Origin of the sequence: Streptomyces actinomycinicus (genome assembly GCF_016741775.1) — a bacterium.
Lineage (GTDB): Bacteria > Actinomycetota > Actinomycetes > Streptomycetales > Streptomycetaceae > Streptomyces > Streptomyces actinomycinicus.
The window spans coordinates 181600-206708 of record NZ_JAERRK010000009.1; the positions used below are offsets into that span (position 1 = coordinate 181600).

The following is a 25109-nucleotide window of genomic DNA, read 5'->3' on the forward strand; positions in this document are numbered from 1 at the left end:
GGAAATTGTGGCGACCGGCGATGAACCCACGGGCTGTTCCGACCCGTCTTGATCGACCGGAGGGGATGACGATGAGCCAGTACTTCGAGATCGGTGACGACTCGCTGTGGAATCCGGCCACCCGGGCCGCGCAGCTGTTCCTGCGGCAGGTCGCGGTGTTCGAGGCCGAGCTGGAGCTGCCGTCCGGCCTCGGGCCGATGCGCAACGACGAGTGCAAGATCGACCCGGCCGTGCTCGGGATCTTCACGCATGCGCTGCTCGCCCGGCACCGGCGGACCGGCCACAGCATCATCCAGGCCCTCTCCGAGAACTTCGTCGGCATCGTCGTCGTCCTCGCCGAGCGCGCCGGGATCGGCATCGACTGGGCCGGGCTCGAGGCCTTCCCTGACGGCCCCCTGACGGACGTGCAGGTCTCGGCCGCCGGGACGTCAGGGCCGCCGCAGGGGGGACCCTGGGCCGCGGCGGTGCGTGCCCGGGCGGCCGAGCTGAGCCGGGGCATGCCCCGGTGACCCCGCCCCCGGAGCCCTGCCCGCCACCCCGGGACGAGCCCCGTGCACCGTGTCTGCGCCTGGCCGACGTGGGCCGCCGCTACGGCATCCGCGGCCCCTGGGTGTTGCGAGGCGTCGACCTCACCGTCGCCCCCGGCACCCTCACCCGGATCGAAGGGGCCAACGGCACCGGCAAGTCCACCCTGCTGCGGCTGCTCGCCCGGCTCGACGCGCCCACCGAGGGATGTGTCACCGGGCGCCCGCGCACCGCGTACGTGCCGGAGCGGTTCCCGTCCGCCCTGCCCTTCACGGCCCTCGGTTACCTGACCCATCTGGGCATGATCGACGGCCTGTCCCGCGGCCCCGCCGCCCGGCTCGCGGCCACCTGGCTGGAGCGGTTCGGTGCGGGCGCGTACGCCGCCACGCCCATGGCGCGGCTGTCCAAGGGCAGCAGCCAGAAGGTCGCCGTCGCCCAGGCGCTGCTCGGCGACCCGGAACTGCTGGTGCTGGACGAGGCGTGGACGGGTCTCGACACGGCGGCGCGGGCGGAGCTGGAGCGGGCGGTGGCCGAGCGGACGGCCGCCGGAGGCGCCGTCGTCTTCGTGGACCACGACCCCGGCCGGCTCGCCGGGGTTCCCGCCGCCCGGTACGCCGTGACCGGCGGAGGCCTGGAACGCCGTACCGGCGGCGTGAGTCCACCGGCCGGGCCGGTCACCCGCGTCACCGTGCGGGGCCCGGCGGACGGCCGGCTGCCGGCCGGTGCCGCACGGCTCGCCGTCTCCGTCGAGGAGACCGCCCACGGCTGCCACCTCCTCGGCGTCCCCGCCGCCCGCTCGGACGTCCTGCTGCGCGCTCTGCTCACGGCCCGGCCGCCCTGGCACGTGGTCCGCGTCGAACCCGCCGGCGCCCCGCCCCCCGATCCCGGGAGCCGCCCATGACCGCTCTCCTGCGCTACCAGGCCGACCTGCTGCTGCGCTCCCAGCGCTGGCTCCCGCCGGTGATCCTGTACGCCGCGTTCCTCGGGATCGGGGTGCGCGGCGGCGAGCCGGTTCTCAACTCGCTCGGGTACGCGGCCGCGGCCCTGCTGCCGGTGACCGCCTGGCTGGTACGGATCTGTGTCACCGGTGAGCCGCCCGCGGCCCGTGCCTGTGTCGCCGCCGTGCGCGGTCCCGTCCGGGCGCACCTCGCCTGCCTGCTCACCGCCCTGCTCGCGGCCGTGCTGCTCGGGATGTCGGCCACCGTGGTGGTGACGCTGATCAGCGCGCCGGTGAGCGACGGCCACCGGGTGCACGTCCCGCTGCTCCGGGCCGCCGCGGCAGGGCTGCCGGCCGCCCTCGTCTGCGCGCTGCTCGGCGCGGCCGTCGGCGCGCTCGCCAACCGCCCGGTGCTGCGCTCCACCGGCCGCGCGGTGCCGGCGACGCTGCTGGGCGCGCTGCTCGCGGTGGTGCTCACCGGTTCCCCGGCGCAGGCCGCCGTCAGCGGCCTGGTCACCGGCTCGCAGACCGGCCGGGCCGCCGTACCGCTGCTGCCGCTTGCCGCGGCGGCCCTGCTCACGGCCGCCGCCTTCGCCGCGGCGTCCTGGCTCACCGCCCGCCGGTCACCCTGAGCCGGCGCTGGTCGGGCCGTCGGTCTCGGCCGGCTTCACCGCCCCGGCGGTCGTGCGGTGGCCGTCGTCGCTCACGTCTTCGCGTGGGACGGGGGCCGGTGCCCGGTCGGTGCCGGTGCGTTCGCCCGGCCGATCAGCTCGGAGACCTTCACGAACCGGTAGCCGCGGCTGCGCAGCTCCGGTACGACCGCGCGGACGACCCTCTCGGTGGTCGGGGCGGCGCTGCGGGTGCAGTGCATGACGACCACCGAGCCCGGCTTCACCCCGTCGAGCACCTGCCGGGCCACCGCGTCCGCGTCCGTGGCGAACGCGTCACCGCTCACCACGTCCCACTGCACCGCGGTCACCCCGAGCCCGCTGAGCGCGCGCAGCGCCTGCTGGTCGTAGCAGCCGCCGGGGAAACGGAAGTAGGGCATCGGGTTCGGTACGCCGGCCTTGCGCAGGGATGTGTACGCCCGCTGGACGTCCGTCCGCATCCGGTCGGCGGTGACGGTCGGCAGGCCGTAGCAGCCGGCGGTGAACGCGTAGTGGCTCCAGGAGTGGTTGGCGACCTCGAACTGCGGGTCGCGGCCGAGACTGCGGGCCTGATCCGGGTACTGGTCGGCCCACCGGCCGGTCATGAACACGGTCGCCGGCACCTTCAGCGTGCGCAGGGCGGCGATCAGACCGGGGTTGTCGAAGTGCTCGCCGGAGGCCGCCCGGGGCCCCTGGTCGGCGGTCATGTCTGCGTCGAAGGTGAACGCCACGGTCTTGCCCAGGGTGCGCGGGCCGTGTTCGAACACCGGGGTCAGCCCGCCGGGGCCCGGGGCGAGGACCGGCGGGCGCGTGGCGGACGGGCGGGCGGAGCCGGGGGACCCGGCCGGGGCGGGGCGGGTGGTGCCCGTGGTTCCGCAGGCGGTGAGCGCCGCGCCCAGGGCACACAGGGCGGCGGCGATGCGGCGTACTGAGGGGGTCACCGTACGAACGTAGGCCTGGATGTCTATTTATATGGTGATGTGACACATGGCGCGGCGGTGCGGTCACCCGCCCGGCGGGCGGGTGACCCGACGGGTGACCCGGGTGCCGGCGGGGTCCGGGTGCCGGCCGGGGTCCGGCCCGTGGCTCGTGCCCGGGTGTCCCTCAGCCGAGTTCGCGGCGTTCCAGCGGCCGTACCGCCGGGCCCTGGAGGACCGTGCCGTCGACGGCGAAGCGGGAGCCGTGGCAGGGGCACTCCCAGGCGCCCTCCGCCCGGTTGAAGGAGACCAGGCAGCCGAGGTGGGTACAGCGGGCCGACACCGCGTGCAGCACGCCGTCCGCGTCGCGGTGCACGGCGACCCGTTCGCCGCCGGAGCGGACCAGCGCGCCGTCGCCGGGCGCCAGTTCGTCGACCGTGGCCGCCGGCTTCAGCCGGTCGCCGACGAAATGCCGGGCCACCTCCGCCTGCGTCTTCAGCAGCGACGGGGCCTCACGCACCACCGACTTCAGCCGGCGCGGGTCGTACAGCTCCCGCCAGGCGCAGTCCCGGCCGGTGATCAGCGCGGTCAGCAGCAGGCCGGCCATGATGCCGCCGCTCAGGCCCCAGCCGCCGAAGCCGGTGGCCACGTAGGTGTGCCGGGCGCCCGGGTGGAAGGGGCCGACCAGCGGGACGGTGTCGGTGGACTCGTTGTCCTGGGTGGCCCAGGCCTGGTCCAGGGTCACCCCGGGGAAGTGCACCTCGGCCCAGCCGGCGAGCCGGTCGAAGCCGGCCCGCGGATCCCCGGTGCCGGGCGTGAAGTGCTCACCGGTGACGACGAGCAGGCGCTGCCCGTCCTCGCCGTAGGGCGCGGTGCGCACCGAGCGGGTGTTCTCGTCCGGCGTGATGTACATGGCCCCAGGGTCCGCGCCGTCGCCCAGCGGCCCGGCGACGACCAGCTCCCGGCGCGGCGACAGCCGGGCGAACAGCAGGGCCCGGTCGAACACCGGATAGTGGGTGGCCACGACGACGTCCCGGGCGGTCACGGTGGCTCCCGCCTCCGTCCGGAGCCGGCACGGCTCGCCCTCCGTCAGACCGGTGACCCGGGTCTGCTCGTACACCCGGCCGCCGTGCGCGAGCAGGTCGGCGGTGAGCGCCCGCAGGTACTTGACCGGGTGGAACTGCGCCTGCCCGGTCACCCGGACCGCGCCCGCCACCGGAAACGGCAGCCCGGTCTCCGCGGTGAACCCGGCCGGCAGGCCCGCCTCCCGGGCGGCCTTCGCCTCGGCACGCACCTCGGCCACCCGCGAGCGGTCCCGGACGTACGTGTAGGCGTCCCTGGTCTCCCACTCGCACTCGATGTCCAGCGCGGCCACCAGCGCCGCCGCGTGCTCGATCGCCTCCGTCTGCGACCGGGCGTACAGCCGCGCCCCCTCGGGCCCGCGGGTGCGCCGCAGCCGGTCGTAGATCAGGGTGTGCTGGGCGGTCAGCTTGGCGGTGGTGTAGCCGGTGACCCCGCCCGCGGCCCGCCCGGCCTCCAGCACCGCCACCCGCTGCCCGGCCCGGGCCAGCTCGTGGGCGGTGCTCAGGCCGGCGATGCCCGCGCCCACGACGGCCACGTCGACGTCGAGATCTCCGTCCAGGGCGGGGTGGGCCGGCCCTGGGGCGGTCCGCAACCAGTACGAATCGGTGACCTTCCGCTGCTCACGCATGGCCGCCGGGTACCCCCGCCGGTGAGGCTCACGTGTGCCGGCTCCCTCCCGCGCCGCGCACCGGAGCGGCTGCGGGCCGCGGCGGCCGAACGCGTGCCGCGCCCCGTCCGGCTCACGGCTGTTCCAGCAGCCGTTCCCGGCACTCCGCCAGGTCGAAACCGGGCTCCGGGTACCGCGGGTCCAGTTCCCGCAGGTGCTCAAGCAGCAGCCGGGTGATGGCCCAGTTGCGGTACCACTTGCGGTCCGCAGGGACCAGGTACCAGGGCGCGTACGGCGTCGCGCAGCGCTCCAGGGCCAGCTCGTACGCCTCCTGGTAGGCGGGCCACAGGGCGCGCTCCTCGATGTCGTCGGGGGTGAACTTCCAGTGCTTGTCGGGGCGGTCGAGGCGGCGCAGCAGACGGCGCTTCTGCTCCTCGGGGGAGATGTGCAGGAAACACTTGACGAGGGTGACGCCGTCCTCGGCGAGGGACCGCTCGAAGTCGTTGATCAGGCCGTAGCGGCTGCCGACCTCGGCGGGCCGGGCCAGGTGCCGGACGCGGGCGATGAGCACGTCCTCGTAGTGCGAGCGGTCGAAGATGCCGATCTCGCCGGCTTCGGGCAGTGCGCGGCGCACCCGCCACAGGAAGTCATGGCGCCGCTCCTCCTCGGTGGGCGCCTTGAACGCCTTGATCCGGCACCCCGAGGGGTTGAGCTGGCCGATCACGTGCTTGACCGTGCCGCCCTTGCCGCTGGTGTCCATGCCCTGGAGCACGAGCAGCAGCCGGCGCCGGTCACCCGCCGTGCCCGCCGCCCACAGCCGCTCCTGCAGCCGGGCCAGGCGCCTGCCCGACCGGGCGGTGTCCGCGAGCCCGGCCTGCTTGCCGTCCGGGGCGCCGGGCGTGGCCCGGGCGTCGTACCCGGCGAGATCGATGCGCTCGCCCTCCGGGAGCCGCAGCTGCTCCCGGAGGGCTTCTCTGCGCTGGCTGCCCGGGTGTTTCGGCACGGGCGCTCCTTCCGTCCCGGTCGGGGGTGGCGACGGCGTCTGCTAGCCGGGCCGAGGTTCGCCGTCGGGGTGCGGTTCGCCGTCCGGTTCCGGCTTCCCCTGCAGGGCCTCCGGAACCGGTGACTGCCCGCCCCGTTCCAGGAAGTGCAGCAGCTCCACCGGGATGGGCAGGACCAGCGTGGAGTTCTTCTCGGCCGCCACCGCCATCACCGTCTGCAGCAGCCGCAGCTGGAGCGCGGCCGGGGTGCCGGACATCTGCTGGGCGGCCTCGGCGAGCTTCCTGGAGGCCTGCAGTTCGGCGTCCGCGTTGATGATCCGGGCCCGGCGCTCGCGGTCCGCCTCGGCCTGGCGGGCCATGGACCGCTTCATCGTGTCCGGCAGCGAGACGTCCTTGATCTCGACCCGGTCGACCTGGATGCCCCAGCCCACGGCCGGACTGTCGATCATCAGCTCCAGGCCCTGGTTGAGCTTTTCGCGGTTGGAGAGCAGATCGTCCAGGTCGCTCTTGCCGATGATCGACCGCAGGGACGTCTGCGCCATCTGCGACACCGCGAACTTGTAGTCCTCGACCTTGATCAGGGCGCTGGTCGCGTCGATCACACGGAAGTAGACCACCGCGTCCACCCGGACCGTGACGTTGTCGCGGGTGATGCCCTCCTGGGCCGGGATCGGCAGCGTCACGATCTGCAGGTTGACCTTCTGCAGCCGGTCCACGAACGGGATGATCAGCGTCAGGCCTGGCGACCGCACGTCACCGGCGACACGGCCGAGCCGGAACAGCACGCCCCGCTCGTACTGCTTGACCACTCGCGCCGCCATAGCCAGGTACACCACACCGGCGGATCCCACCGCCGCCGCGGCCACCAGCAGGTCCTCGACCATGGTGACCTCCTTGCACAGAGGCCGGTTATGTCTGCTGTTGCCACGATAGGCCCGTGGGGCCGGGATGCCGAGGTTTCCCGGCGTCCCGGCCCCACGGGCAGGACCCTCACGCGGCCATGCGCAGCTCCACCGGTTCCGTGCCCGCCGCGCTGTGCCGTGCGGCCCAGTTCTCCAGGGCGGTGCGGCAGGCGTGGTCCAGGTGGTGCAGGCCGGAGACGTCCAGCCGGACCGGGCGGTCCTGGGGCAGCGACTCCAGGCTGTCGAGGATCTTCGGCAGCCGCAGGAAGGTCGCGTTGCCGGACAGGTGCGCGTCCACCGGGCCCGCGCCCTTGTCCACGACCTCCAGCTTGACGTGCGAGGCCTCCCAGGCCGTCTTCACCACCGCCAGCGCCAGACCGATGAGCACGCCCTCGAACATGCTGACCGCCACGATGGAGACGGCCGTGACGGCGAGGACCAGTGCCTCCCCGCGGTGCTCGCGCCACAGCACGGCCAGCGCGCGCACCGGGACCAGCTTGCCGCCGGCGTGGATCAGGACGCCCGCGAGGGCCGGGAGCGGGATGTAGGCGAGGACGCCGGGCAGCAGCGCCGCGAACAGCAGCAGCCAGACCCCGTGCAGCACCCGGGAGGCCTTCGTCCGGGCGCCCGCCTGCACGTTGGCCGCGCTGCGCACGATCACCGCGGTCATGGGCAGTGCGCCGAGCAGCCCGCACACCGCGTTTCCGGCGCCCTGGGCCACGAGTTCCCGGTTGTACTGGGTGCGCGGGCCGGAGTGCAGCCGGTCCACGGCCGCCGCGCTGAACAGCGACTCGGCGGACGCGATCAGCGTGAAGGCGACGACCGTGCCCAGCAGGCCGAGGCCGGCCAGCTCGCCGAACGCGCTCGCCGTCGGCGGCTGGACGGAGCCGAGCAGGCCCTTGACCTCGACCGTGGCCACCGGCACGGGCAGGGCGAGGACGGCCACGGTGGCGAGCCCGACCGCGGCGAGCGGTCCGGGCACGGTGCGCGCCTTCGCCGGGGCGTGCTTCCACAGCAGCAGCACCGCGACCGTGCCCGCGCACACCGCGAGCGAGGTCAGGGCGCCGGTGTCGCCGAGGGCGTCCAGGAACGCGCCGGGCAGCCCGGCGATCTTGCCGAGCCCGGAGTCGGGGGCCTTCGCCGCCAGCGCCGGGTACAGCTGCCCGGCGATGAGTACCAGACCGATGCCGGCCAGCATGCCCTCGACGACGGAGACGGAGATGGCCCGGAAGTAGCGGCCCAGCCGGAGCATGCCCATGGCCACCTGCAGCAGCCCGGTGGCGAGCACGATCACGCCGAGCACCGGCAGGCCGAACTCCTCGACCGCCTCGAAGACGAGCACGGTCAGGCCGGCCGCCGGGCCAGACACCTGCAGACTGCTGCCCCGCAGCACGCCGGTCACCAGGCCGCCCACGATGCCGGTGATCAGGCCCAGTTCGGCCGGGACACCGGAGGCGACGGCCACGCCCACGCACAGCGGCAGCGCGACCAGGAAGACGACGAGGGAGGCGGCGAAGTCCTGCCGCAGATGGGGGAATCGGGATATGAGGGTGCGGTTGCTGGTCATGGGCGCGCTCACAGGGCCTCGAAGGTGTCGGTCTGCGGGCGGTGCGTCCGTACGGCGCCGGTGTGCACCTCGTAGTACCAGGCGTGCAGTTCCAGCTGACCCCCGGCCAGTTTCCGCTCGACGCAGGGGTACGAGCGCAGCCGCAGGAGCTGGGTCAGGACGTGGCTCTGCACGCCCTCGGCGACCTCCGGGTCCTCGGCGGCGCCCGCAGGGCGCGGAGTGGCGTGCGCCAGCCAGTCGCGCACGGCCGGTACGGCGGTCAGGTCGTCGCCGCGGACCAGGGCGCCGACCGCACCGCAGTGCGAGTGTCCGCAGACCACGATGTCGCGGACGCCGAGCACCTCGACGGCGTACTCGATGGTGGCGGCCTCGCTGGTGGGCCGTCCGCAGGCGTAGGGCGGGACGATGTTGCCCGCGGTGCGCAGCTCGAACAGCTCGCCGGGGCGGGCCCCCGTGATCAGGGCCGGGACGACCCGGGAGTCGGAGCAGGTGATGAACAGGACCTGAGGGGACTGGCCTTCGGCGAGTCCGGCGAACTCCTCAGGGCGCTGTCCGAACGAACGGGCGTTGTCGATGAGGGGCTGCATGGGTGGGTTCCTCCTGGCGCGCCTGCCTGGCGCGTCGGGCTCGAACGACGGTTGTGGGGGGAGGGAACGCGGCCCGGCCTCAGCAGCGGAAGACCTGGAGCGCTGCCGGTGTGCGGGCTCTGGAAGTTCCGGGGGTGTGACCGTGCGGGACGCCGGAGTGGGCCGCCGTCGCCGCCTCGGCCGCCCGGCCGGATATGGGCGGGTGCTCCTGGGCGCAGCCGGAGGCGGGTCCGCGGTGCCGGTCGCGCACCTGCGGGATGCCCGCGGGATCGGCCGGGCGGCCCGGGGCGCGAAGCGTCTCGGTGCCCTTCGCCGACTGCACGGAGGGAGCAATTCCGGTCTCGGTCTTGGCCAGTGCCTGACCGACGGTGTGCGCGGGTGCGAAGTTTCCCGTGGGGGCGAAGAGGTGAAGGGTGAGCAGCGTCATGCCGAGGAGGGTGAGCAGGGTCCGGGCCGTCGTACCTCGGAACATGAGCCCCCCTTCGGTTTGTTCACGTCTCTTGTCCGGACCAAGCATTGGTCAATGGATGGTCAAGAAACACGTTAACCCTGCAAAGTCCTTTGCAGGGTTAACTGCGCGTCATGCGCACGAGAGAGCGTGAAAAATGCGGGTGGCCTGGCCTGAACTCGCCCTTGCCGTCGCAGGGGCCGCCCGGGTAATGAGGGGCCCTAGGCGCCGACCAGTCCCTTCGCGTCGCGGGCCAGCGCGGTGAGCCGGGATATCGCACGGAAGTACTTCTTGCGGTAGCCGCCGTTCAGCATCTCCTCGCTGAACAGCTTGTCGAACGGCAGGCCCGAGGCCAGTACCGGGACCTCGCGGTCGTAGAGCCGGTCGGCGAGCACCACCAGGCGCAGCGCCGTCGACTGGTCCGGCACGGGCCGGACGCCGGTCAGGCACACCGCGCGCAGTCCGTCGGTGAGCGCGCCGTACCGGCTCGGGTGCACCTTGGCCAGGTGCTCCAGCAGGCTGGAGAAGTCGTCCAGCGAGGCGCCCCCGGTGGCGAAGGCCGTCTTCATGACCTCCTCGTCGGAGAAGGGCGCCGGGGCCTCGGGCAGGCCGCGGTGACGGTAGTCCTCGCCGTCGATGCGCAGGGTGCGGAAGCGGGCCGACAGGCCCTGGATCTCGCGCAGGAAGTCGGCGGCGGCGAACCGGCCCTCGCCCAGCTTGCCGGGCAGCGTGTTGGAGGTGGCGGCGAGCGCCACGCCGGCATCGACCAGCTTGCCGAGCAGCGTCGACACGAGGACCGTGTCGCCGGGGTCGTCCAGCTCGAACTCGTCGATGCACAGCAGGCGGTGACCGCTGAGGGTCTGCACGGTCTTCTGGAAACCGAGCGCCCCGACCAGGTTGGTCAGCTCCACGAAGGTGCCGAACGCCTTCAGCGCGGGCTCGGCCGGGGTGGCGTGCCACAGGGAGGCGAGCAGGTGGGTCTTGCCGACGCCGTAGCCGCCGTCGAGGTAGACGCCCCGGGGGCCGGCCGGGGTCTTCGGGGCCTTCGGCCTGCCGAACCCGAGGAAGCCGCGCTTGCCGCCGCCGACGGCGTGCGCCCCGCCGAGTCCGGCCGCGAAGCCCTCGAGCACCCGGACGGCCTCGGTCTGGCTGGGCTGGTTCGGGTCCGGGATGTACGTGGAGAAGCGGACCGAGTCGAAGCGCGGGGGCGGCACCATCTCGGCGACCAGACGGTCCGCCGGGACGTGCGGCTCGCGGGCGCACAGGGACAGCGGGCCCGCGTCCGGCAGAGGGCTGGATCCTGGGGCGGCGGTGGAGGACGACACAGTTACCCATGCTAAGCGCCGTGTCACACTGCACGACATGCGACGGCTCTTCCCTGTGACCGAAGAAACAGCAGCCCAGGCCCCCGGCGGAGGCGCGGCGGCCGCCGGACCCGAGGGGGAGGGGGCGGCGGCCCGGGCGGGTGCTCCCGCCGGTGGGACTCCCGCAACCACCGGCACCGGCGCTTCCGGCGGTAGCCCGGCCGGCCTTCCGGGCGGTGCCCCGGCCGGCACTCCCGGTGGTGCCCCGGCAGACGCATCCGCCGGGGCTGCCACGGCCGGGGACCGGGAGTGGAGCCTGGCCGAGCTGGCCGCCGCCTACGCCTACCCGGAGCCCGCCCCCGGCGCCCCGCGGCCCTGGCTGCGGGCCAACATGGTCTCCTCCCTCGACGGCGCCGCCCAGCACGAGGGCCGCTCGCAGCCCATCTCCAGCGCCGCCGACATGCGGATCTTCGGCACCCTGCGGGCGCTCGCGGACGTCGTCGTGGTCGGCGCGGAAACGGTGCGGCAGGAGGGCTACCGTCCCGCCCGGGTGCGCGCGGACTTCGCCGGGGCCCGCGCCGCCGCCGGACAGACCCCGGTCCCGGCCATCGCGATCGTCACCGCCAGCCTGGAACTGGACTTCACGCTCCCGCTGTTCACCTCCCCCACGGTCCCGACGCTGATCCTGACCGGAGCCGCGGCCGCCCCCGACCGGGTCGCCGCCGCCGAGAAGGCCGGGGCACGGGTGGTGATCGCCGGCGAGGGCATGGGCGTCGAGCCGGCCCGCGCCGTCCAGGCCCTCGCCGGCCTCGGCCACACCCGTCTGCTCACCGAGGGCGGTCCCCGGCTGCTCGGCCAGCTGATCGCCGCTGAGGTGCTGGACGAGCTGTGCCTGACCGTCTCGCCGATGCTCACCGCGGGGGACGCCCAGCGCATCGCGGGAGGACCCTCGGTCGCCGTACCGCGCCGGTTCGGGCTCGTGTCCCTGCTGGAAGAGGACGGGTTCCTGTTCAGTCGCTACCGTCGCTCCTGAATTCAGCGGAATGCTTCGTTCCGGTTTGCTTCCGGCGGGCAGACTTAGTCGGCAGTACCCGTGCGATCACGGGGAAGGATGGTTTCCGCAGGGGCCCTGCCGGGCCCACTAAGGAGAAGAGGCGCCTGGTGTTCACAAGCGTTCTGATGATCGAGAAGGCCCTGACGTCCGTGGACGTGGAGTTCGTCACCACCCTGCACGGGGACGAGCCCGTCACCTTCCACGTGCTGCTCCAGCCGCGCGGCGACCAGGCGGACCGGCTGCTGCGGGCCATCGACGACATCGCGCTCGGCGAACTGGACGAGGCCGTGCGCGAGGGGGAGACGCCGGAGGGGCACGAGGCCCGGAGCGTGGGGCAGCAGGCCCTGGACGTGTCGCTGCAGGCGCTGCGCGCCGCGGGGAGCCGGGCCGAGGGGCGGCTGGTCGAGGATCACCCGCTGGACGCGCTGAAGTCGCTGGTGGCCGAGGTGGGCGCCGACGAGGTGATCGTGCTGACCGATCCGCACTACGTGGAGGAGTTCTTCCACCGGGACTGGGCCTCCCGGGCCCGGCACAAGGTGGGGGTGCCGGTGCTGAAGCTCTTCTCGCACAGCAAGGCGCAGGGCGAGTGAGGGCCGGGCGGCGTCCGGGGCGCGGTGCGTCCGCCGGACGCGGGCGCGTGGTGGCTCCCCGCGCCGTTCCGCGGGCCCCGGGCCGGACCGGCCCACCCTCCTTGCGGGGGACCCGGTGCCCCAGCGCATAGGCTAGGGCTGCTTCAGCTCGTACCGTCCCTGGGAGAAACGCATGGCACCCGGCCTTCCTACCGCCATGGACCGACCGCACTTCATCGGCATCGGCGGCGCCGGGATGTCGGGCATCGCCAAGATCCTCGCCCAGCGCGGGGCCGCGGTGGCCGGCAGCGACGCCAAGGACTCCGCGACCGCCGAGGCGCTCCGGGCGCTCGGCGCGACCGTGCACATCGGGCACGCCGCCGCACACCTCGCCGACGACGCCAGCTGTGTCGTCGTCTCGTCGGCGATCCGCGAGGACAACCCGGAGCTGGCCCGCGCCGCCGAGCTGGGCATCCCGGTGGTGCACCGCTCCGACGCGCTGGCCGCGCTGATGGAGGGGCTGCGCCCGATCGCCGTGGCCGGTACCCACGGCAAGACCACCACCACCTCCATGCTGGCGGTCTCCCTGACCGAGCTGGGCCTGGAGCCGTCGTACGCCATCGGCGGCGACCTGGACGCGCCCGGCTCGAACGCCCTGCACGGCGAGGGCGACATCTTCGTCGCCGAGGCCGACGAGTCGGACCGCAGCTTCCACAAGTACGCGCCCGAGGTCGCCATCATCCTCAACGTCGAGCTGGACCACCACGCCAACTACGCCTCCATGGACGAGATCTACGAGTCCTTCGAGACGTTCGTGGGCCGCGTCACCGAGGGCGGCACCCTGGTCGTCTCCGCTGACCACGAGGGCGCCCGGGAACTGACCCGGCGCGTCCGTACGCACGCGGTGCGCGTGGTGACCTACGGCGAGGCCGAGGACGCCGACGTGCGTGTCCTGTCGATCGTCCCGCAGGGGCTGAAGAGCCAGGTCACCGCCGTGCTCGACGGGCAGGAGCTGACCTTCGCGGTGTCCGTGCCCGGCCGCCACTACGCCCTCAACGCCGTCGCCGCGCTCGCCGCCGGTGCCGCGCTCGGCGTCCCGGCCGCACAGCTGGCACCCGCGCTCGCCGCCTACACCGGCGTCAAGCGGCGCCTGCAGCTCAAGGGTGAGGCGGCCGGGGTCCAGGTGATCGACTCCTACGCCCACCACCCCACCGAGATGACCGCCGACCTGGAGGCCATGCGCGCCGCCGCCGGTGATGCCCGCATCCTCGTCGTCTTCCAGCCGCACCTCTTCTCCCGCACCCAGGAGCTGGGCAAGGAGATGGGACAGGCGCTGGCCCTCGCCGACGCCTCGGTGGTCCTGGACATCTACCCGGCCCGCGAGGACCCGATCCCCGGCGTGACCAGCGAGCTGATCATCGAGGCCGCGCGCGCGGCCGGCGCCGACGTCACCGCCGTCCACGACAAGGGCGAGGCCCCCGCGGTGATCGCGGGAATGGCGAAGCCCGGTGATCTGGTTATCACCATGGGCGCGGGCGACGTGACGGACCTGGGCCCGCTGATCCTGGATCGCCTGTCGCAGTAAAGGGGCTGAGGCTCATGTCGTACGAGGTCGACAAGCCGGACGAGCAGTGGCGCGCGGAGCTGAATCCCGCCGAGTACGCCGTGCTGCGCCAGGCCGGCACCGAGCCGGCCTTCACCGGTGAGTACACGGACACCAAGACCAAGGGCGTGTACTCCTGTCGTGCCTGCGGCGCGGAACTGTTCACCTCCGAGACCAAGTTCGAGTCGCACTGCGGCTGGCCGTCCTTCTTCGACCCGAAGGACACCGACGCAGTGGAGCTGATCGAGGACCGCTCCCACGGCATGGTCCGCACCGAGGTGCGGTGCGCCCGCTGCGGCTCGCACCTGGGCCATGTCTTCGCGGGCGAGGGCTACCCGACCCCCACGGACCAGCGGTACTGCATCAACTCCATCTCCCTGCGGCTGACCCCCGACGAGGACTGAGCCCGCGGCCGGGCGCTCCGCCGCCTCGGCCGTGTCGCAGACGCCTGCGCCGGGCCGCCGACGACTCGGCCGGGGCGCCCCGTCGAGGCGGCCCGGCCGTGGGGGCTGCCGGGACGGACGGGCCTGACGCCCTGATCGTCACGGTTTGAGATTCTGTGAGAGTGTGGGGTGTGGCGCGGTGGATCCAGTCCCGTCGCAGGCCCCTGGCAGTCCACGGTGACCGCCGCAAGGACAGCGTCCGGGGCGAGGACGAGCAGGCCGCGGAGGCCGCGGTGCGGCTGGGCGACCTGCGGGAAGCGCTGGCCGGGGTCGGCACCACCCTCGACGCGGACGCCATCTGCACCGAGCTGACCCGGGCCGCCGTGCGGCTGGCCGGCGGAACGGCCGCCGTACTGCGGCGCACGGGGGACGGCTTCTCCGGCTACGACGCGATCCACGGGAACCCCGAACTGCTGCCCGACGCCCGCTGGGCCAGGGCCGCGGCCCGCGAGGTGGGCGTACCGGCCGTCGACGCGGCACCGGAACCCTGGCTGGAGTACGCGGGCGGGACCCGCCCCGGCGCCGCCCTCTGCCTGTTGCTGACCAGCGGCGAGGAGTGGTACGGCGTCCTCGTGTGGGCCCGCCCCGGAGCGGCGCTGCGCCGTGCCGAAGCCGAACTGCTCGCCATGCTCGCCGAGCGCGCCGCCGTCCACATCCGGCACGCCGGCGCGTACGAGCAGGTCAGCCGCACCGCCGGTGATCTGCAGCGCGCCCTGCTCGCCGAACCCGGCCGCCCGCACCCCAACCTGGACGTCGCCATCCGCTACCTGCCCGCCGGACGGCGCACCCTGGTCGGCGGCGACTGGTGCGAGACGGTGCGACTGCACTTCGGCCGGACCCTGCTGGTCGTCGGAGACGTGATGGGACACGGCCTGGAGTCCGCCGTCGACATGAGCGCCTACCGCTCCTCCCTGCGCTACATCGCCTCCGCCGACCTGCCCCCGCACCGGGTGCTGCGGCAGATGGACGACATCGCCTCCGGGGAGGAGGAGCGCAGACCGGCCACCTGCCTGCTCGCCCGGGTCGACCCCGGCCGCGGCCAGATCACGCTGGCCAGCGCCGGACACCTGCCGCCCGTGCTCATCGGCCGGCAGGGCGAGGCCGTGCTGCTGCCGGCGCCCGTCGGACCGCCGCTGGGCACCGGGCTCGGCGGGTACGAGTCGGCCAACCACGGGCTGGAGCCCGGTGAGACCCTCGTCCTGTTCACCGACGGACTCGTGGAGCGCCGCGGCGAGGACATCGACCACTCCCTGGCCCGGCTGGCCGCCCTGCGCTTCCCCGCAGACGGCGGTGTCGGCGAGGTCCTGGACACCGTCCTCGCCCGTCTTGACGCCGAGCACGCGGAGGACGACGTCGCCATCCTCGCGGCCCGGCCGCACCTGCGCCCGGCTCCGGCGGACGCGGACGCGCAGGGGCCGGGAGGTGGCTGAACCCGCCCGCGGTGGGCGGCGGCTGAACCGTGCCGCAGCGCGCGGGTCGGCCGAGTCGCGCCTCGGCGGGGCGCGGCTTCGGCCGTGCGGCGGGGGAGCGCGGCAGAGTCCCGTCCGCCACGGGGCCGCAGGGGCACCGCACCGCCTCCGGCGCACGCATCAGCCGCCCCGCCTCACGCCCCGGCGTGCACCAGCGCCCCCCACGTCCAGGGCCGCTCGGGGTCGGCCGTGCGCAGGGTGCGGACCGTGTCGTGCAGGGCCAGCGCCGCGGGCAGCGGGGCGGGGGACGGGAGGGACGGGGCCAGGGCGTGGTGGAAGGCGGCGGCCGCCCGTGCGGCGAAGGCGTCCCCGACCTCCCAGAGCGTCGCCACCGACTGGGTGTAGCCCGCGAGCTGGAAGACCGAGGCGAGGTGGATGACCTCGTCGGCGAACGGGGGCGCGGTGCCGGCCCGGGCCGTACCGCAGGCCGAGAGATACGCCAACTCGGCCGTCTCCAGGCGGAGTCCGGCCAGCTCGCCGACGTACAGGTCGCCGTCGGCGAGCATCAGCCGGCCCGCGGTGACGTCCTCGGGGTCGCTGCCGGCGTGGCACGCGAAGTGCACCACGGCCGCGTCCAGCAGCGCGTCGCGCACCGCCGCCCGGGTGGCGTCGGGGCCGGTCAGCGGGGTGCCGCCGGTCGCCGCGAGTGCCGCGGCGGCCTCGGCCACGGTCCGCGGCAGCGGCACCTGCCCCGGCGTCTCGGGCATGGCCACCGCCACGACACCGCGCCGGCCCGGCGCCGCGCGCCTGCGGGCCCTGCTGTACAGCAGGGCCCGCAGGGTGGGCGTGTACGAGGAGGCCACCCGGTCCAGCACGGCGGCTCCCGCGGGCGCGCCCGGCCCGTGGTGCCCGGCGGCGTGCAGCGGAAAGGAGTTGAGCACTCCGGACGGCGCCCACCACAGGCGGGGCCAGGGGGCGCCCGGGGCCGGCGGGCCGGAGAAGTCCAGGGCGTCCAGGACCGGTTCGGCGAGGACGTCCCACAGCCAGGCCAGCGTGCCGGTGAAGATGTCCCGGGCCCCCGGGTACAGGGGATCGCGCGGGCCCGCCATGAGCGCGGCGAGGGCCGGCCGGAGGGCCTCGGCCTGGGCGGTGAGGTCGGCGGCGGCCAGCCGGGGCAGCGGCACCGTCAGCACCCCCTCGGGACGCAGCACCAGTGCGTCACAGCGGCGCGGATGGACGTTGACGCTCACCACCGGGCCCTCTGCCGCGGCCGGCCGCAGGTCGGCCAGGGCGAGGGGCAGCGGGGTGAGGAAGCGCTGGAAGCCGGGGCGCTGTTTCAGTTCGGTGATCAGCCGGGCCGCGCGGTCGAGCACGGCGCGCTGCTCGGTGGTCTCCTCCGGGGTGGGCCGGCGGCCGGGCTCCATGCTCCGGCGCACCGCCCGCAGCCGGTCGAGGGCGGTCCGCAGCCGGGCGTGCAGGGCGGCGTCGGCGCCGTGCAGCGCGGCCAGTTCCCGGCGGGCGTTGAGCGCGGTGGACAGCAGATGGGCCCGGCCGTCCTCCAGGGTCTCCAGGGCGTCCACCGGGTCGTGCCGGTCCAGCGCCCGCGCCGCGGCGTCGGAGGCGAGCCGGATGACCAGACTGGGGGAGCGGCCCGGTCCCGCCGGTCCGGCGCCGAACCGGCGGCCGTTGTCCAGGCGGTGGTGCACGGCGGCGGCCCACCGGTGCAGCAGCAGGGCGCTGCGCCCGTCCGGCTCGGTGGTCGCCGTGAGCGCCCGGGTGAGGGCCTCGGCCTCGGTGTAGTCCGTCTCCTCCGACCACATCAGGTGCCGGTTGAACAGCTGTACGGCCAGCGTCGTGCGCGTCTCGTCGTACTCCCCGGTGCCCGGCGACAGACCGGCCAGCCTCCTGCGGCAGGCACGGATGCCGTCCTCCAGTGCCTGGATCCGCTCGAAGGGGGATTCCTCGGCGAACGACAGCGCCACCTGTCCGGCGAAGAGTTCCGGCTCGAAGCCCAGGTCCGTCAGCTGCCGCGGCAGTTCCTCGTACAGCTCGCGCAGCTGGGGCAGGGTCCCGCGCACCAGGTCCAGCCGGGCGGGGTCGCCCTCCCGGAGGTTCTGGGAGTCCTGCAGGGACTTCATCACGGCTAGCCCGTTGCGTCCGCTGCGCAGCAGCCGGTGCGTGCGGGAGCCCGGCGCGGCCAGGGCGAGCAGCCGGTCGTACACGGCCAGGATCTCCCCGAGGAGGCCGGTGTCGACCGGCTCCGGCGGCTCCGGCTCCCCGGTGCCGCCCCGCAGGACGGCGGCGAGGGCCCGGACGCGTTCCGCCTCGGGCAGCCGGGCCAGACGCCGCAACTCCAGCTCCGCGCCGCGCTCGAGGATGTCGGCCGGGGAGGCCTGGCCGGGGTGGCCCACGACCAGTCCGGCGAGGTCCGTCAGCTCCTGGCCGCGCGCGCCGTTGCCGCCCTGCGGGCCCATGCCGAGCAGGTCCAGTACGGCGGCGACGGGATGGCCCGGGTCCGCCCCGGACATCGCGTCGCGCACGATGGCGTCGACGGCGTCCGAGTCGGCCTGCAGCCCGGGCGGGAGGGCGGACGCGCCGGGCGGCTCGTCGGGGCGGAACGCATCGGCGCGCACCCGTGCCGCGGCCTCGGCGATCAGCCTGGCGTTCCCGGCGTCCCCGGTGTTCCCGGCGTTCCCGGCGTTCCCGGCGAACATCGGGTCGGCGGCGGCGAGCAGGGCGATGCCGTCCACGAGCCGCCCCGCGGCGACCAGATGGACGGCCAGCCGCAGCCGGACACCCTCCCGGTCGGGGTGGCCCTGCGGGGTCAGGCCGAGCAGCCGGCGCAACGCCTCGGCGGCCTCCGCGGCGAGTGCGGCGGCGCGCGCCGGTTCCGCCCGGGCGGCACCGATCAGCGCGGCCTCGGCCAGCCGGTCGAGATGGGTGCGCAGCGCCGCGTGGTCCTCGGCCGGGGTGAGGTCGAGGGCGCGCCGGAGCGCGCCGACGGCCTCCTCCCGGACCTCGGGTGACATGTCCTGGGCCCGCTCGGCGCCCCTGGCGTACAGGGTGAGGACGTGGCCGAGGTCGGAGTACATCTGCGCCGCGTTGCCGTCGGCCGGGCCGGCGCTCCGGGTCGCCGTGCGCAGCAGATCGATCACCTCGGGCAGCCGGGTGCGGTCCTCGGTCCTCGCCGCGATGCCCAGCAGCGTGAGGGCGAGGCCGTTGGCGCAGCGGGCGTGGTTCGGGTGGTCCGGGGGAGTGGCCGCGTACGCGGTGCGGAACACGTCGGCCGCCTCGTCGAGACGGCCGTGCCCGGTACGGCCGCCACGAGTCCGGCGGCCGGCCGCCCGCCGCCGAGGGCCGGCCCCGTCCCCGGCTCCCTCCTCGGTTCCTTCTCCGGCTCCTTCTCCGGTCGGGTCTCCTGTTCCCTTTCCGGTTCCGTCGCCGGTTTCGTTGCCGGCTCCCTCTCCGGTCCTGTTTCCGGTTCCGTCGCCGGTCCCGTCATCGGTTCCGCTTCTGGTCCCGTCGCCGGTCGGGTCTCCGGTTCCCTTTCCGGTTCCGTCGCCGGTCCCGTTTCCGGTTCCGTCATCGGTCTCGCTGCCGGTCCCCTTTCCGGTCCCGTCTCCGGTCCCGTGGCTGAGGATCAGCAGCGCGTAGCCCAGATTGCAGCCGGCCAGCGCCCGGGCGGGTCCCTCCGTGGCCAGGTGCGGCAGGGCGCCCCGGGTCAGTTCGGCGCACGCCTCCAGCGCCTGGGTCCAGGACAGGCCGATGCCCAGCCGGAGCAGCAGGTGCCCGAGATCGGCCAGGGCGGCGGCGTGCGCCCGGACGACGGCACCGCGGTCCTCGGGGCGCCCGGTGCCGAGCAGTTCGTCGAGCCGGGCGCGCAGCGGCGGCGCCAGCACGTCGGGGCTGTCCGGCGGATGGCAGTGGAAGGGGCCGAGCAGGAGCAGGCCCGTGCGGGCGTCCGCCTCGCGCGCGGCGGCGTCCTGGCGGGCCCCGGCCCGGGCCAGCAGGGTCACACCGAGCGTGTACGCCACCTCCCGGTCCACGCCGGGGCCGCCCTCCGCGGGGGTGAGCACCAGGTGGCTCAGCAGCGCGTCGGCCTCGGTGAGTGCCGCCTCGCTGAGCAGGTCCGCGGCCCCGCCGGGCGCCGCGAGCCGGTCCAGCCGGGCGAGGACCGACCCCACCAGCCGTTCCCGGTCGGCCCGCCGGCCCTCGCCGGCCGGCTCCCGCTCGTACCCCGTCTCCGTCGCCATGGTCCCCACTCCCTGTCCGCGGAGCCCTGCCCCGCGCGTCCGGTTCCCGTCATCGGCGCCGTGCGCCCGCACCCTTGCGGAACCGCTCGGTGACCGCGTGGCCGAGGCTCGCCCGCACCGGGTGCGTCTCCTCGTCGAACCGCTCGAACAGCTCCGGCAGATGGAGGTCCACGGCGGACTCCACCAGCTCCGCGTACTCCTCGGCGCGTTCCCGTGCCCGCCGCCGGGCGACCAGGCCGGCTCCCACCCCGGCCACCGCGGCCGGCCACCACACCGTGCTCAGCAGCGCGTACAGCACCGCCCAGCCGCCGAGCCGCATCGCCTCGTCGAGCCGCTGCCGGGACTCGGCCAGCGGTAGCCGAGTGGTGTCCGGCAACAGCAGCCACAACCGGGGCCAGGCGTCCGTGAGTTCGATCCGGTAGTGCAACCGGATCCGGGCGGCCGGGGCGTGCAGCCGGTCCCCGGTCCAGGTCGGGCACTCGGGCCGGACCAGGGCGATCGCGTTCCGCTCGGCCTCCCGCGCGGCGAGCGTGCCGGTGCCCCGGGCCGCCTCGCAGGCCGCGTCCCGGGCGTCCCAGGCGCGCCTGCGCCGCTCGGTGAGCCGGCCCGCCGGTCCGCGCAGCAGGCGCGGCCAACTGCCCTGCAGCGCACGCTCGTACGGTCCGGCGAGCGCGTCGGCGAGCAGTGCGGCGGCGACGGACGCGGCCAGCACCGCGAGCAGCAGCACCGCCGTCCGGGTGGAGCCCGAGCCGCCCGAGGTCAGGGTGCGCAGCCGCTGCCGCAGCAGTTCGGCGTCCGCCCAGTGCCGCTGTCCCAGGGTCAGGCCGGCGGCCGCGAGCACGGTGAACACCAGCCCCGGCAGCACCAGTGCCGCGGCCCAGCGTTCGGCGAGCTTGCGGCCGACGTCGGTGACGAGTCCCGTGAGCACGGCCGGCCCGCTCAGCTCTCGGCGTCGAAGCGCAGGGCCACGTCGAACACCTCGCACACCGGCAGTTCCCGGTCCGGGCGCCGCTGTTCGCGCCGTGCGCAGACGCCACGCGGGCAGACGTGCGTGCCGGGCACGGTGTGCGGGCCGTCGTCGGCGACGGGGGTCGGCAGGGACGAGCGGCCGTCCGGCTCGGAGTGCACCGGGTCCGTACGATCGCCCAGCAGGCCGAGTGCGACGAGGTGCGCCTCGACCGGCTCACCGGTGCGGGCGGCCCGTACGGCCTGGTCGACGGTCCGCCGCCGGGCCGCACCGACCGGTCCCTGGTGCAGACGGCGAAGCAAGGGCAACTGGCTGCACAGCAGGGCCAGTTGTTCATCACGTTCCACAGGTGACGACACGTCGCCCATCGTAGGCGCACGCCCGGTGGCGCTCTCCGGTCTCCGGGCACGGTGCGGCAGCGGGCTCGATGGCGCCGGTTCCGGTGCCGGTGGCGATGGCGGTGGTGGCGGTGGTGGTGGCACCGAGGCCGGGCCCGGAGCCGCGCGGTACGGTCTCGCCGGCCGGACACCCCGGTGCTGCGCCGCTGACGAGTACTGTCCGGCCGAACTGCGGAAACACTCGCGGTCTAGACTCTCAACGGACCAGCCCAGGATCGGTCGGACCCGAAGGGTACGCGGCGTTTTGATACGGATAGAGTCAGTCACGAAGCGGTACCCGGACGGGACGGTCGCGGTCGACCGGCTCTCGCTGGAGATACCGGACCGCGCGATCACCGTCCTCGTCGGGCCCTCCGGCTGTGGCAAGACGACGACCCTGCGGATGATCAACCGGATGGTCGAGCCCAGCGAGGGCAGCATCCTGCTGGACGGCCAGGACATCCGGCAGCAGCCGGTCAACACCCTGCGCCGGTCCATGGGCTACGTCATCCAGAACGCCGGGCTCTTCCAGCACCGGACCATCCTCGACAACATCGCGACCGTGCCCCGGCTGCTCGGCTGGAACAAGCAGAAGGCCCGGGCCCGGGCCGCCGAGCTGATGGAACGGGTCGGCCTCGACTCCGCACTCGCCAAGCGGTACCCGTACCAGCTCTCCGGCGGCCAGCAGCAGCGCGTCGGCGTGGCCCGCGCCCTCGCCGCCGACCCGCCGGTGCTGCTGATGGACGAACCGTTCTCCGCCGTCGACCCCGTGGTCCGCAAGGGGCTCCAGGACGAACTCCTGCGCATCCAGGAGGAGCTGGGCAAGACGATCGTGTTCGTCACCCATGACATCGACGAGGCGATCAAGCTGGGCACGAAGGTCGCCGTGCTGCGCACCGGCGGCCGGCTCGCCCAGTTCGCGCCGCCCGCCGAACTGCTCAGCGCGCCCGCGGACTCCTTCGTGGAGGACTTCCTCGGCGCCGACCGCGGCATCCGCCGGCTCTCCTTCTTCCCGGCCGACGGGCTGGCGCTGGAGACCGCACCCGTGGTCCCGGTCGACGCGGACGCCGGCGAGATCGCCTCCCGGGCCACGGCACCCTACCTCCTCGTCACCGGCTCCGACGGCAGGCCGCTCGGCTGGAGCGAACCGGACAAGCTCACCGCCGGCGCCGTCGACCGGGAACAGCTCCTCGACTACGGAAGGCCGTTCCTGCCGGCGACCGACTCGCTGCGCACCGCGCTCGACGGTGCCGTGCTCTCGCCGACCGGATGGGCGGTCGCGGTGGACGGCGAGGGCCGCGCGGTCGGCGTGGTCTCCCAGCAGGTCATCGGCGAGGCGATCCGGGACGCCCACAGCCGGGTGGCGGAGCGGGCCGACGCGAAGGCCGGGCGATGAACGGTTTCTTCGACCTCCCGAGCGACCTCCAGCACAGCTACCTCGGTCTCGTCGGGCTGCATCTGCGCGAGGCCCTGCTGCCCGTGCTGGCCGGGCTGATCGTCTCGCTGCCCGTGGCCCAGCTGTGCGTGCGGTTCCGCTGGATCTACCCGCCCGTCCTGGGCATCACCACCGTGCTCTACGCGATCCCGTCGCTCGCCTTCTTCGTCGTCCTCATCGACTACTTCGGGCAGAGCGAGACGACCGTCATGGTCCCGCTCGCGCTCTACAGCCTGGTGGTGCTGGTACCGGCGATCGTGGACGGCGTCCGTTCGGTGCCGCCGGAGACCCTGGCCGCCGCGCAGGCCATGGGCTTCGGGCCCGTACGCCGTTATCTCCAGGTCCAGTTGCCCATCGCCGTGCCCGCCATCATCGCGGGTCTGCGGGTGGCGACCGTGTCGAGCATCTCCCTGGTCAGCGTCGGCATGCTCATCGGCAACCAGGGCGCCCTCGGCAACATGCTGTACGACGCCCAGACCTACGAGCGTTCCGCCCTCGCCGTGAACTCGGTCCTGACCATCGGGGCGCTGGGCGTACTCGCCGACGGCGCGCTGGTCCTCGTCCGGGTCCTCCTCACCCCCTGGATGCCGAAGAAGGGGGCCGGCCGGTGAACGTCCTGGACTTCGCACGCGCCTTCTTCACCGACAGCGCCCACTGGCACGGGTACGACGGCATCCCCACCCGGTTCGCCGAGCACGTCGGGTACTCGCTGGAAGCCCTGGTGATCGCCGCCGTGATCGGGTTGCCCGTCGGGCTCGTCACCGGCCACTACGGCCGCGGCGGCAACACCCTCGCGCTCATCGCCACCGCAGGCCGGGCCCTGCCCAGCTTCGGTCTGCTCGTGCTGATGGTCATCTGGCTCGGCCTCGGCACGCTGCCGGTGATGATCCCGCTGGTGGTCCTCGCCGTACCGCCGATCCTGGTCACCACCTACGAGGCGGTGCGCTCCGTCGACCCCTCCCCGGTGGACGCCGCCCGGGGCATGGGGATGCCCGAGGCGCGCGTGCTGTTCCAGGTGGAGCTGCCGGTGGCGCTGCCGCTCATCTACAGCGGCCTGCGCACGGCGGCCATCCAGATCGTGTCCACCGCCACGATCGCCGCCTACGTCGGCCTCGGCGGCATCGGCCGGTACATCATCGACGGCCTCTACCAGAAGGACTACGAGAAGGTCGTCGGCGGCGCCACCCTGGTCGCTGGCCTGGCGCTCGTGACCCTGGCCGTGTTCTGGGCGGTGTCCCGGCTCACCGTGTCACCGGGAGTACGGCGGAGCGGCTGACGGCCGGCGAGCAGATACGACCGCCGGCGACTGACGGCCGGCGAGCGGATGCGACCGCCGGCGGCTGGCGGTCACCGTGCCCATGTGAGCGCAGATCGAAGCCAATTGGTGATCTGTGGCACTTGACTGACCGAGATCTGGCTGGATTGGATCGACAAGTGACTTCAACAACCCACATCAGCAGGTCCATCCGGAAGAGCCGAGGCGCGGCGGTGGTCGCCCTCGCGGCGGCGACGGCTCTGCTGGCGGGCTGTTCCTCCGACGGCGGCACGAACGACAACCCCCTCACCGGGGGCAAGGCGAGCGGCGACAGCGTGGTCGTCGGGTCCAACAACTTCCCCGAGAGCAACCTGCTCGCCGACATCTACGGCGAGGCCCTCAAGGCCAAGGGGATCAAGGTCACGTACAAGCAGAACATCGGCAGCCGCGAGACCACCTACGGGCTGATCAAGAACGGCTCCGTCTCCGTGATGCCCGAGTACAACGGCGCGCTGCTGGCGCACCTCGACCAGAAGGCCGCCCCGAAGACCCTCGAGGAGACCACGAAGGCCGTCAACGCCGAACTGGACTCCCGGCTCATGCTGCTGGACCCGTCGTCGGCGCAGGCCAAGGACTCGGTCACGGTCAACGCGGAGACCGCGAAGAAGTACCACCTGACCGAGAAGTCCTCCATCGCCGACCTCAAGGACGTCGCCAAGGACCTGGTCATCGGCGCCTCGCCGGAGTTCCAGACCCGGCGGCAGGGCCTGGTGGGCCTGAAGTCCGTCTACGGCGTGGAGTTCAAGTCCTTCAAGGCGCTGGACGTGGGCGGTCCGCTCACGCGGGCGGCGCTGAAGAACGACGACGTCCAGGTCGCGGACATCTTCACCACGGATCCGAAGATCAGCGAGGAGAAGTTCGTCGTCCTGCAGGACCCGCAGAACCTCTTCGGGTTCCAGAACGTCCAGCCGCTCGTCCACAAGGGCACGCTGTCCCAGGAGGGCGTCGCCGCGCTCAACGCGGTCTCCGCCAAGCTCGACACCGAGACCCTGCTGAAGCTGGACACCCAGCTGCAGGCGGAGAAGAAGGACCCGATGGACGTCGCCAAGGCCTGGCTGAAGTCCGTCGGACTCGGCTGACGGACCACCGCCCGGAACGACCACGGGCATACCGACGCGGGTGCCCCCGATGACGGGGGACACCCGCGTCGCCCTCGACG

Annotated in this window: 23 protein-coding genes; 12 read left to right on the plus strand and 11 right to left on the minus strand. The window is 74.1% G+C overall.

Features of this window, described 5'->3' with window-relative positions:
• Nucleotides 1–71: 71 nt before the first annotated feature.
• Genes JK359_RS20070 through JK359_RS39235 form a run of 3 tightly spaced genes read left to right on the plus strand, consistent with a single transcriptional unit; the run spans nucleotide 72 to nucleotide 2094 of the window.
• The gene (locus JK359_RS20070) at nucleotides 72–509 is read left to right on the plus strand and encodes a DUF6086 family protein (protein WP_201837460.1); all 438 of its coding nucleotides are present in this window, start codon (nucleotides 72–74) and stop codon (nucleotides 507–509) included.
• Nucleotides 506–1426, plus strand: a complete 921-nt coding sequence (locus JK359_RS39230) for an ABC transporter ATP-binding protein (RefSeq protein ID WP_307788189.1) — start codon at nucleotides 506–508, stop codon at nucleotides 1424–1426. The genes JK359_RS20070 and JK359_RS39230 overlap by 4 nt, the downstream gene beginning before the upstream one ends.
• Nucleotides 1423–2094: an ABC transporter gene (locus JK359_RS39235; protein WP_236678139.1), complete on the plus strand. Its 672-nt coding sequence runs from the start codon at nucleotides 1423–1425 to the stop codon at nucleotides 2092–2094. Before JK359_RS39230 ends, JK359_RS39235 begins: the two co-directional genes overlap by 4 nt.
• Nucleotides 2095–2165: 71 nt before the next feature.
• Here JK359_RS39235 and JK359_RS20080 read toward each other — a convergent pair whose 3' ends face one another.
• From JK359_RS20080 to zapE, 8 genes are all read right to left on the minus strand, one after another.
• Complete coding sequence (locus JK359_RS20080; RefSeq protein WP_201837461.1) at nucleotides 2166–3050, minus strand: polysaccharide deacetylase family protein; 885 nt, start codon at nucleotides 3048–3050, stop codon at nucleotides 2166–2168.
• Nucleotides 3051–3213: 163 nt separating this feature from the next.
• Nucleotides 3214–4737 carry an FAD-dependent oxidoreductase gene (locus JK359_RS20085; protein WP_201837463.1) on the minus strand — a complete coding sequence of 508 codons (1524 nt, stop codon included), beginning with the start codon at nucleotides 4735–4737 and terminating at the stop codon, nucleotides 3214–3216.
• Between the two features lie 112 nt (nucleotides 4738–4849).
• On the minus strand, nucleotides 4850–5719 hold the full coding sequence (locus JK359_RS20090; protein ID WP_201837465.1) for a PPK2 family polyphosphate kinase: 870 nt from the start codon (nucleotides 5717–5719) through the stop codon (nucleotides 4850–4852).
• Nucleotides 5720–5761: 42 nt separating this feature from the next.
• The gene (locus JK359_RS20095) at nucleotides 5762–6601 is read right to left on the minus strand and encodes a slipin family protein (protein WP_201837467.1); all 840 of its coding nucleotides are present in this window, start codon (nucleotides 6599–6601) and stop codon (nucleotides 5762–5764) included.
• A 106-nt stretch (nucleotides 6602–6707) separates the two neighbouring features.
• A complete protein-coding gene (locus JK359_RS20100) occupies nucleotides 6708–8186 on the minus strand; it encodes a SulP family inorganic anion transporter (protein WP_201837469.1) in 1479 nt (492 codons plus the stop codon).
• An 8-nt stretch (nucleotides 8187–8194) separates the two neighbouring features.
• Entirely contained in the window at nucleotides 8195–8773 is a 579-nt protein-coding gene (locus tag JK359_RS20105) for a carbonic anhydrase (protein WP_201837471.1), read from the minus strand.
• A 79-nt stretch (nucleotides 8774–8852) separates the two neighbouring features.
• Entirely contained in the window at nucleotides 8853–9245 is a 393-nt protein-coding gene (locus JK359_RS20110; protein ID WP_201837473.1) for a hypothetical protein, read from the minus strand.
• A 197-nt stretch (nucleotides 9246–9442) separates the two neighbouring features.
• Complete coding sequence (gene zapE / locus JK359_RS20115) at nucleotides 9443–10546, minus strand: cell division protein ZapE (RefSeq protein ID WP_201837475.1); 1104 nt, start codon at nucleotides 10544–10546, stop codon at nucleotides 9443–9445.
• A 28-nt stretch (nucleotides 10547–10574) separates the two neighbouring features.
• Here zapE and JK359_RS20120 point away from each other — a divergent pair, with 28 nt between their 5' ends.
• The 5 genes from JK359_RS20120 (at nucleotide 10575) to JK359_RS20140 (ending at nucleotide 15624) form a co-directional block, all read left to right on the plus strand.
• Entirely contained in the window at nucleotides 10575–11558 is a 984-nt protein-coding gene (locus JK359_RS20120; RefSeq protein ID WP_372445445.1) for a pyrimidine reductase family protein, read from the plus strand.
• A 128-nt stretch (nucleotides 11559–11686) separates the two neighbouring features.
• Complete coding sequence (locus JK359_RS20125; protein ID WP_201837477.1) at nucleotides 11687–12169, plus strand: indole-3-glycerol phosphate synthase; 483 nt, start codon at nucleotides 11687–11689, stop codon at nucleotides 12167–12169.
• A gap of 172 nt (nucleotides 12170–12341) precedes the next feature.
• A complete protein-coding gene (gene murC, locus JK359_RS20130; protein ID WP_201837479.1) occupies nucleotides 12342–13733 on the plus strand; it encodes a UDP-N-acetylmuramate--L-alanine ligase in 1392 nt (463 codons plus the stop codon).
• 14 nt (nucleotides 13734–13747) lie between these two features.
• Nucleotides 13748–14155: a peptide-methionine (R)-S-oxide reductase MsrB gene (gene msrB / locus JK359_RS20135; protein ID WP_201837481.1), complete on the plus strand. Its 408-nt coding sequence runs from the start codon at nucleotides 13748–13750 to the stop codon at nucleotides 14153–14155.
• A 170-nt stretch (nucleotides 14156–14325) separates the two neighbouring features.
• A complete protein-coding gene (locus tag JK359_RS20140; RefSeq protein WP_372445440.1) occupies nucleotides 14326–15624 on the plus strand; it encodes a PP2C family protein-serine/threonine phosphatase in 1299 nt (432 codons plus the stop codon).
• 173 nt (nucleotides 15625–15797) lie between these two features.
• Here the strand turns inward: JK359_RS20140 and JK359_RS20145 are convergent, their stop codons facing one another.
• From JK359_RS20145 to JK359_RS20155, 3 genes are read right to left on the minus strand one after another with little or no spacing between them, the layout of a single operon-like run.
• Nucleotides 15798–19856: a CHAT domain-containing protein gene (locus JK359_RS20145; RefSeq protein WP_201837485.1), complete on the minus strand. Its 4059-nt coding sequence runs from the start codon at nucleotides 19854–19856 to the stop codon at nucleotides 15798–15800.
• A gap of 49 nt (nucleotides 19857–19905) precedes the next feature.
• Nucleotides 19906–20784, minus strand: a complete 879-nt coding sequence (locus JK359_RS20150; RefSeq protein WP_201837487.1) for a hypothetical protein — start codon at nucleotides 20782–20784, stop codon at nucleotides 19906–19908.
• An 11-nt stretch (nucleotides 20785–20795) separates the two neighbouring features.
• A complete protein-coding gene (locus JK359_RS20155) occupies nucleotides 20796–21182 on the minus strand; it encodes a hypothetical protein (protein WP_201837489.1) in 387 nt (128 codons plus the stop codon).
• 283 nt (nucleotides 21183–21465) lie between these two features.
• Here JK359_RS20155 and JK359_RS20160 point away from each other — a divergent pair, with 283 nt between their 5' ends.
• The 4 genes from JK359_RS20160 to JK359_RS20175 all read left to right on the plus strand — a co-directional run bounded on the left by JK359_RS20160 (nucleotide 21466) and on the right by JK359_RS20175 (nucleotide 25029).
• The gene (locus tag JK359_RS20160; RefSeq protein WP_201837491.1) at nucleotides 21466–22596 is read left to right on the plus strand and encodes an ABC transporter ATP-binding protein; all 1131 of its coding nucleotides are present in this window, start codon (nucleotides 21466–21468) and stop codon (nucleotides 22594–22596) included.
• The gene (locus JK359_RS20165; RefSeq protein ID WP_201837492.1) at nucleotides 22593–23246 is read left to right on the plus strand and encodes an ABC transporter permease; all 654 of its coding nucleotides are present in this window, start codon (nucleotides 22593–22595) and stop codon (nucleotides 23244–23246) included. Before JK359_RS20160 ends, JK359_RS20165 begins: the two co-directional genes overlap by 4 nt.
• The gene (locus JK359_RS20170; protein ID WP_201837493.1) at nucleotides 23243–23911 is read left to right on the plus strand and encodes an ABC transporter permease; all 669 of its coding nucleotides are present in this window, start codon (nucleotides 23243–23245) and stop codon (nucleotides 23909–23911) included. The genes JK359_RS20165 and JK359_RS20170 overlap by 4 nt, the downstream gene beginning before the upstream one ends.
• A 158-nt stretch (nucleotides 23912–24069) precedes the next feature.
• A complete protein-coding gene (locus tag JK359_RS20175; protein ID WP_201837494.1) occupies nucleotides 24070–25029 on the plus strand; it encodes an ABC transporter substrate-binding protein in 960 nt (319 codons plus the stop codon).
• Nucleotides 25030–25109: the final 80 nt, after the last annotated feature.

What these genes read in the sequence shown, in the direction of transcription:
- JK359_RS20070 (WP_201837460.1), top strand. Translation starts at nt 72, where the DNA reads ATGAGCCAGTACTTCGAGATCGGTGACGACTCGCTGTGGAATCCGGCC.
- JK359_RS39235 (WP_236678139.1), top strand. Translation starts at nt 1,423, where the DNA reads ATGACCGCTCTCCTGCGCTACCAGGCCGACCTGCTGCTGCGCTCCCAG.
- JK359_RS20085 (WP_201837463.1), bottom strand. Translation starts at nt 4,737, where the DNA reads ATGCGTGAGCAGCGGAAGGTCACCGATTCGTACTGGTTGCGGACCGCC.
- JK359_RS20095 (WP_201837467.1), bottom strand. Translation starts at nt 6,601, where the DNA reads ATGGTCGAGGACCTGCTGGTGGCCGCGGCGGCGGTGGGATCCGCCGGT.
- JK359_RS20100 (WP_201837469.1), bottom strand. Translation starts at nt 8,186, where the DNA reads ATGACCAGCAACCGCACCCTCATATCCCGATTCCCCCATCTGCGGCAG.
- JK359_RS20105 (WP_201837471.1), bottom strand. Translation starts at nt 8,773, where the DNA reads ATGCAGCCCCTCATCGACAACGCCCGTTCGTTCGGACAGCGCCCTGAG.
- JK359_RS20110 (WP_201837473.1), bottom strand. Translation starts at nt 9,245, where the DNA reads ATGTTCCGAGGTACGACGGCCCGGACCCTGCTCACCCTCCTCGGCATG.
- murC (WP_201837479.1), top strand. Translation starts at nt 12,342, where the DNA reads ATGGCACCCGGCCTTCCTACCGCCATGGACCGACCGCACTTCATCGGC.
- msrB (WP_201837481.1), top strand. Translation starts at nt 13,748, where the DNA reads ATGTCGTACGAGGTCGACAAGCCGGACGAGCAGTGGCGCGCGGAGCTG.
- JK359_RS20145 (WP_201837485.1), bottom strand. Translation starts at nt 19,856, where the DNA reads ATGGCGACGGAGACGGGGTACGAGCGGGAGCCGGCCGGCGAGGGCCGG.
- JK359_RS20165 (WP_201837492.1), top strand. Translation starts at nt 22,593, where the DNA reads ATGAACGGTTTCTTCGACCTCCCGAGCGACCTCCAGCACAGCTACCTC.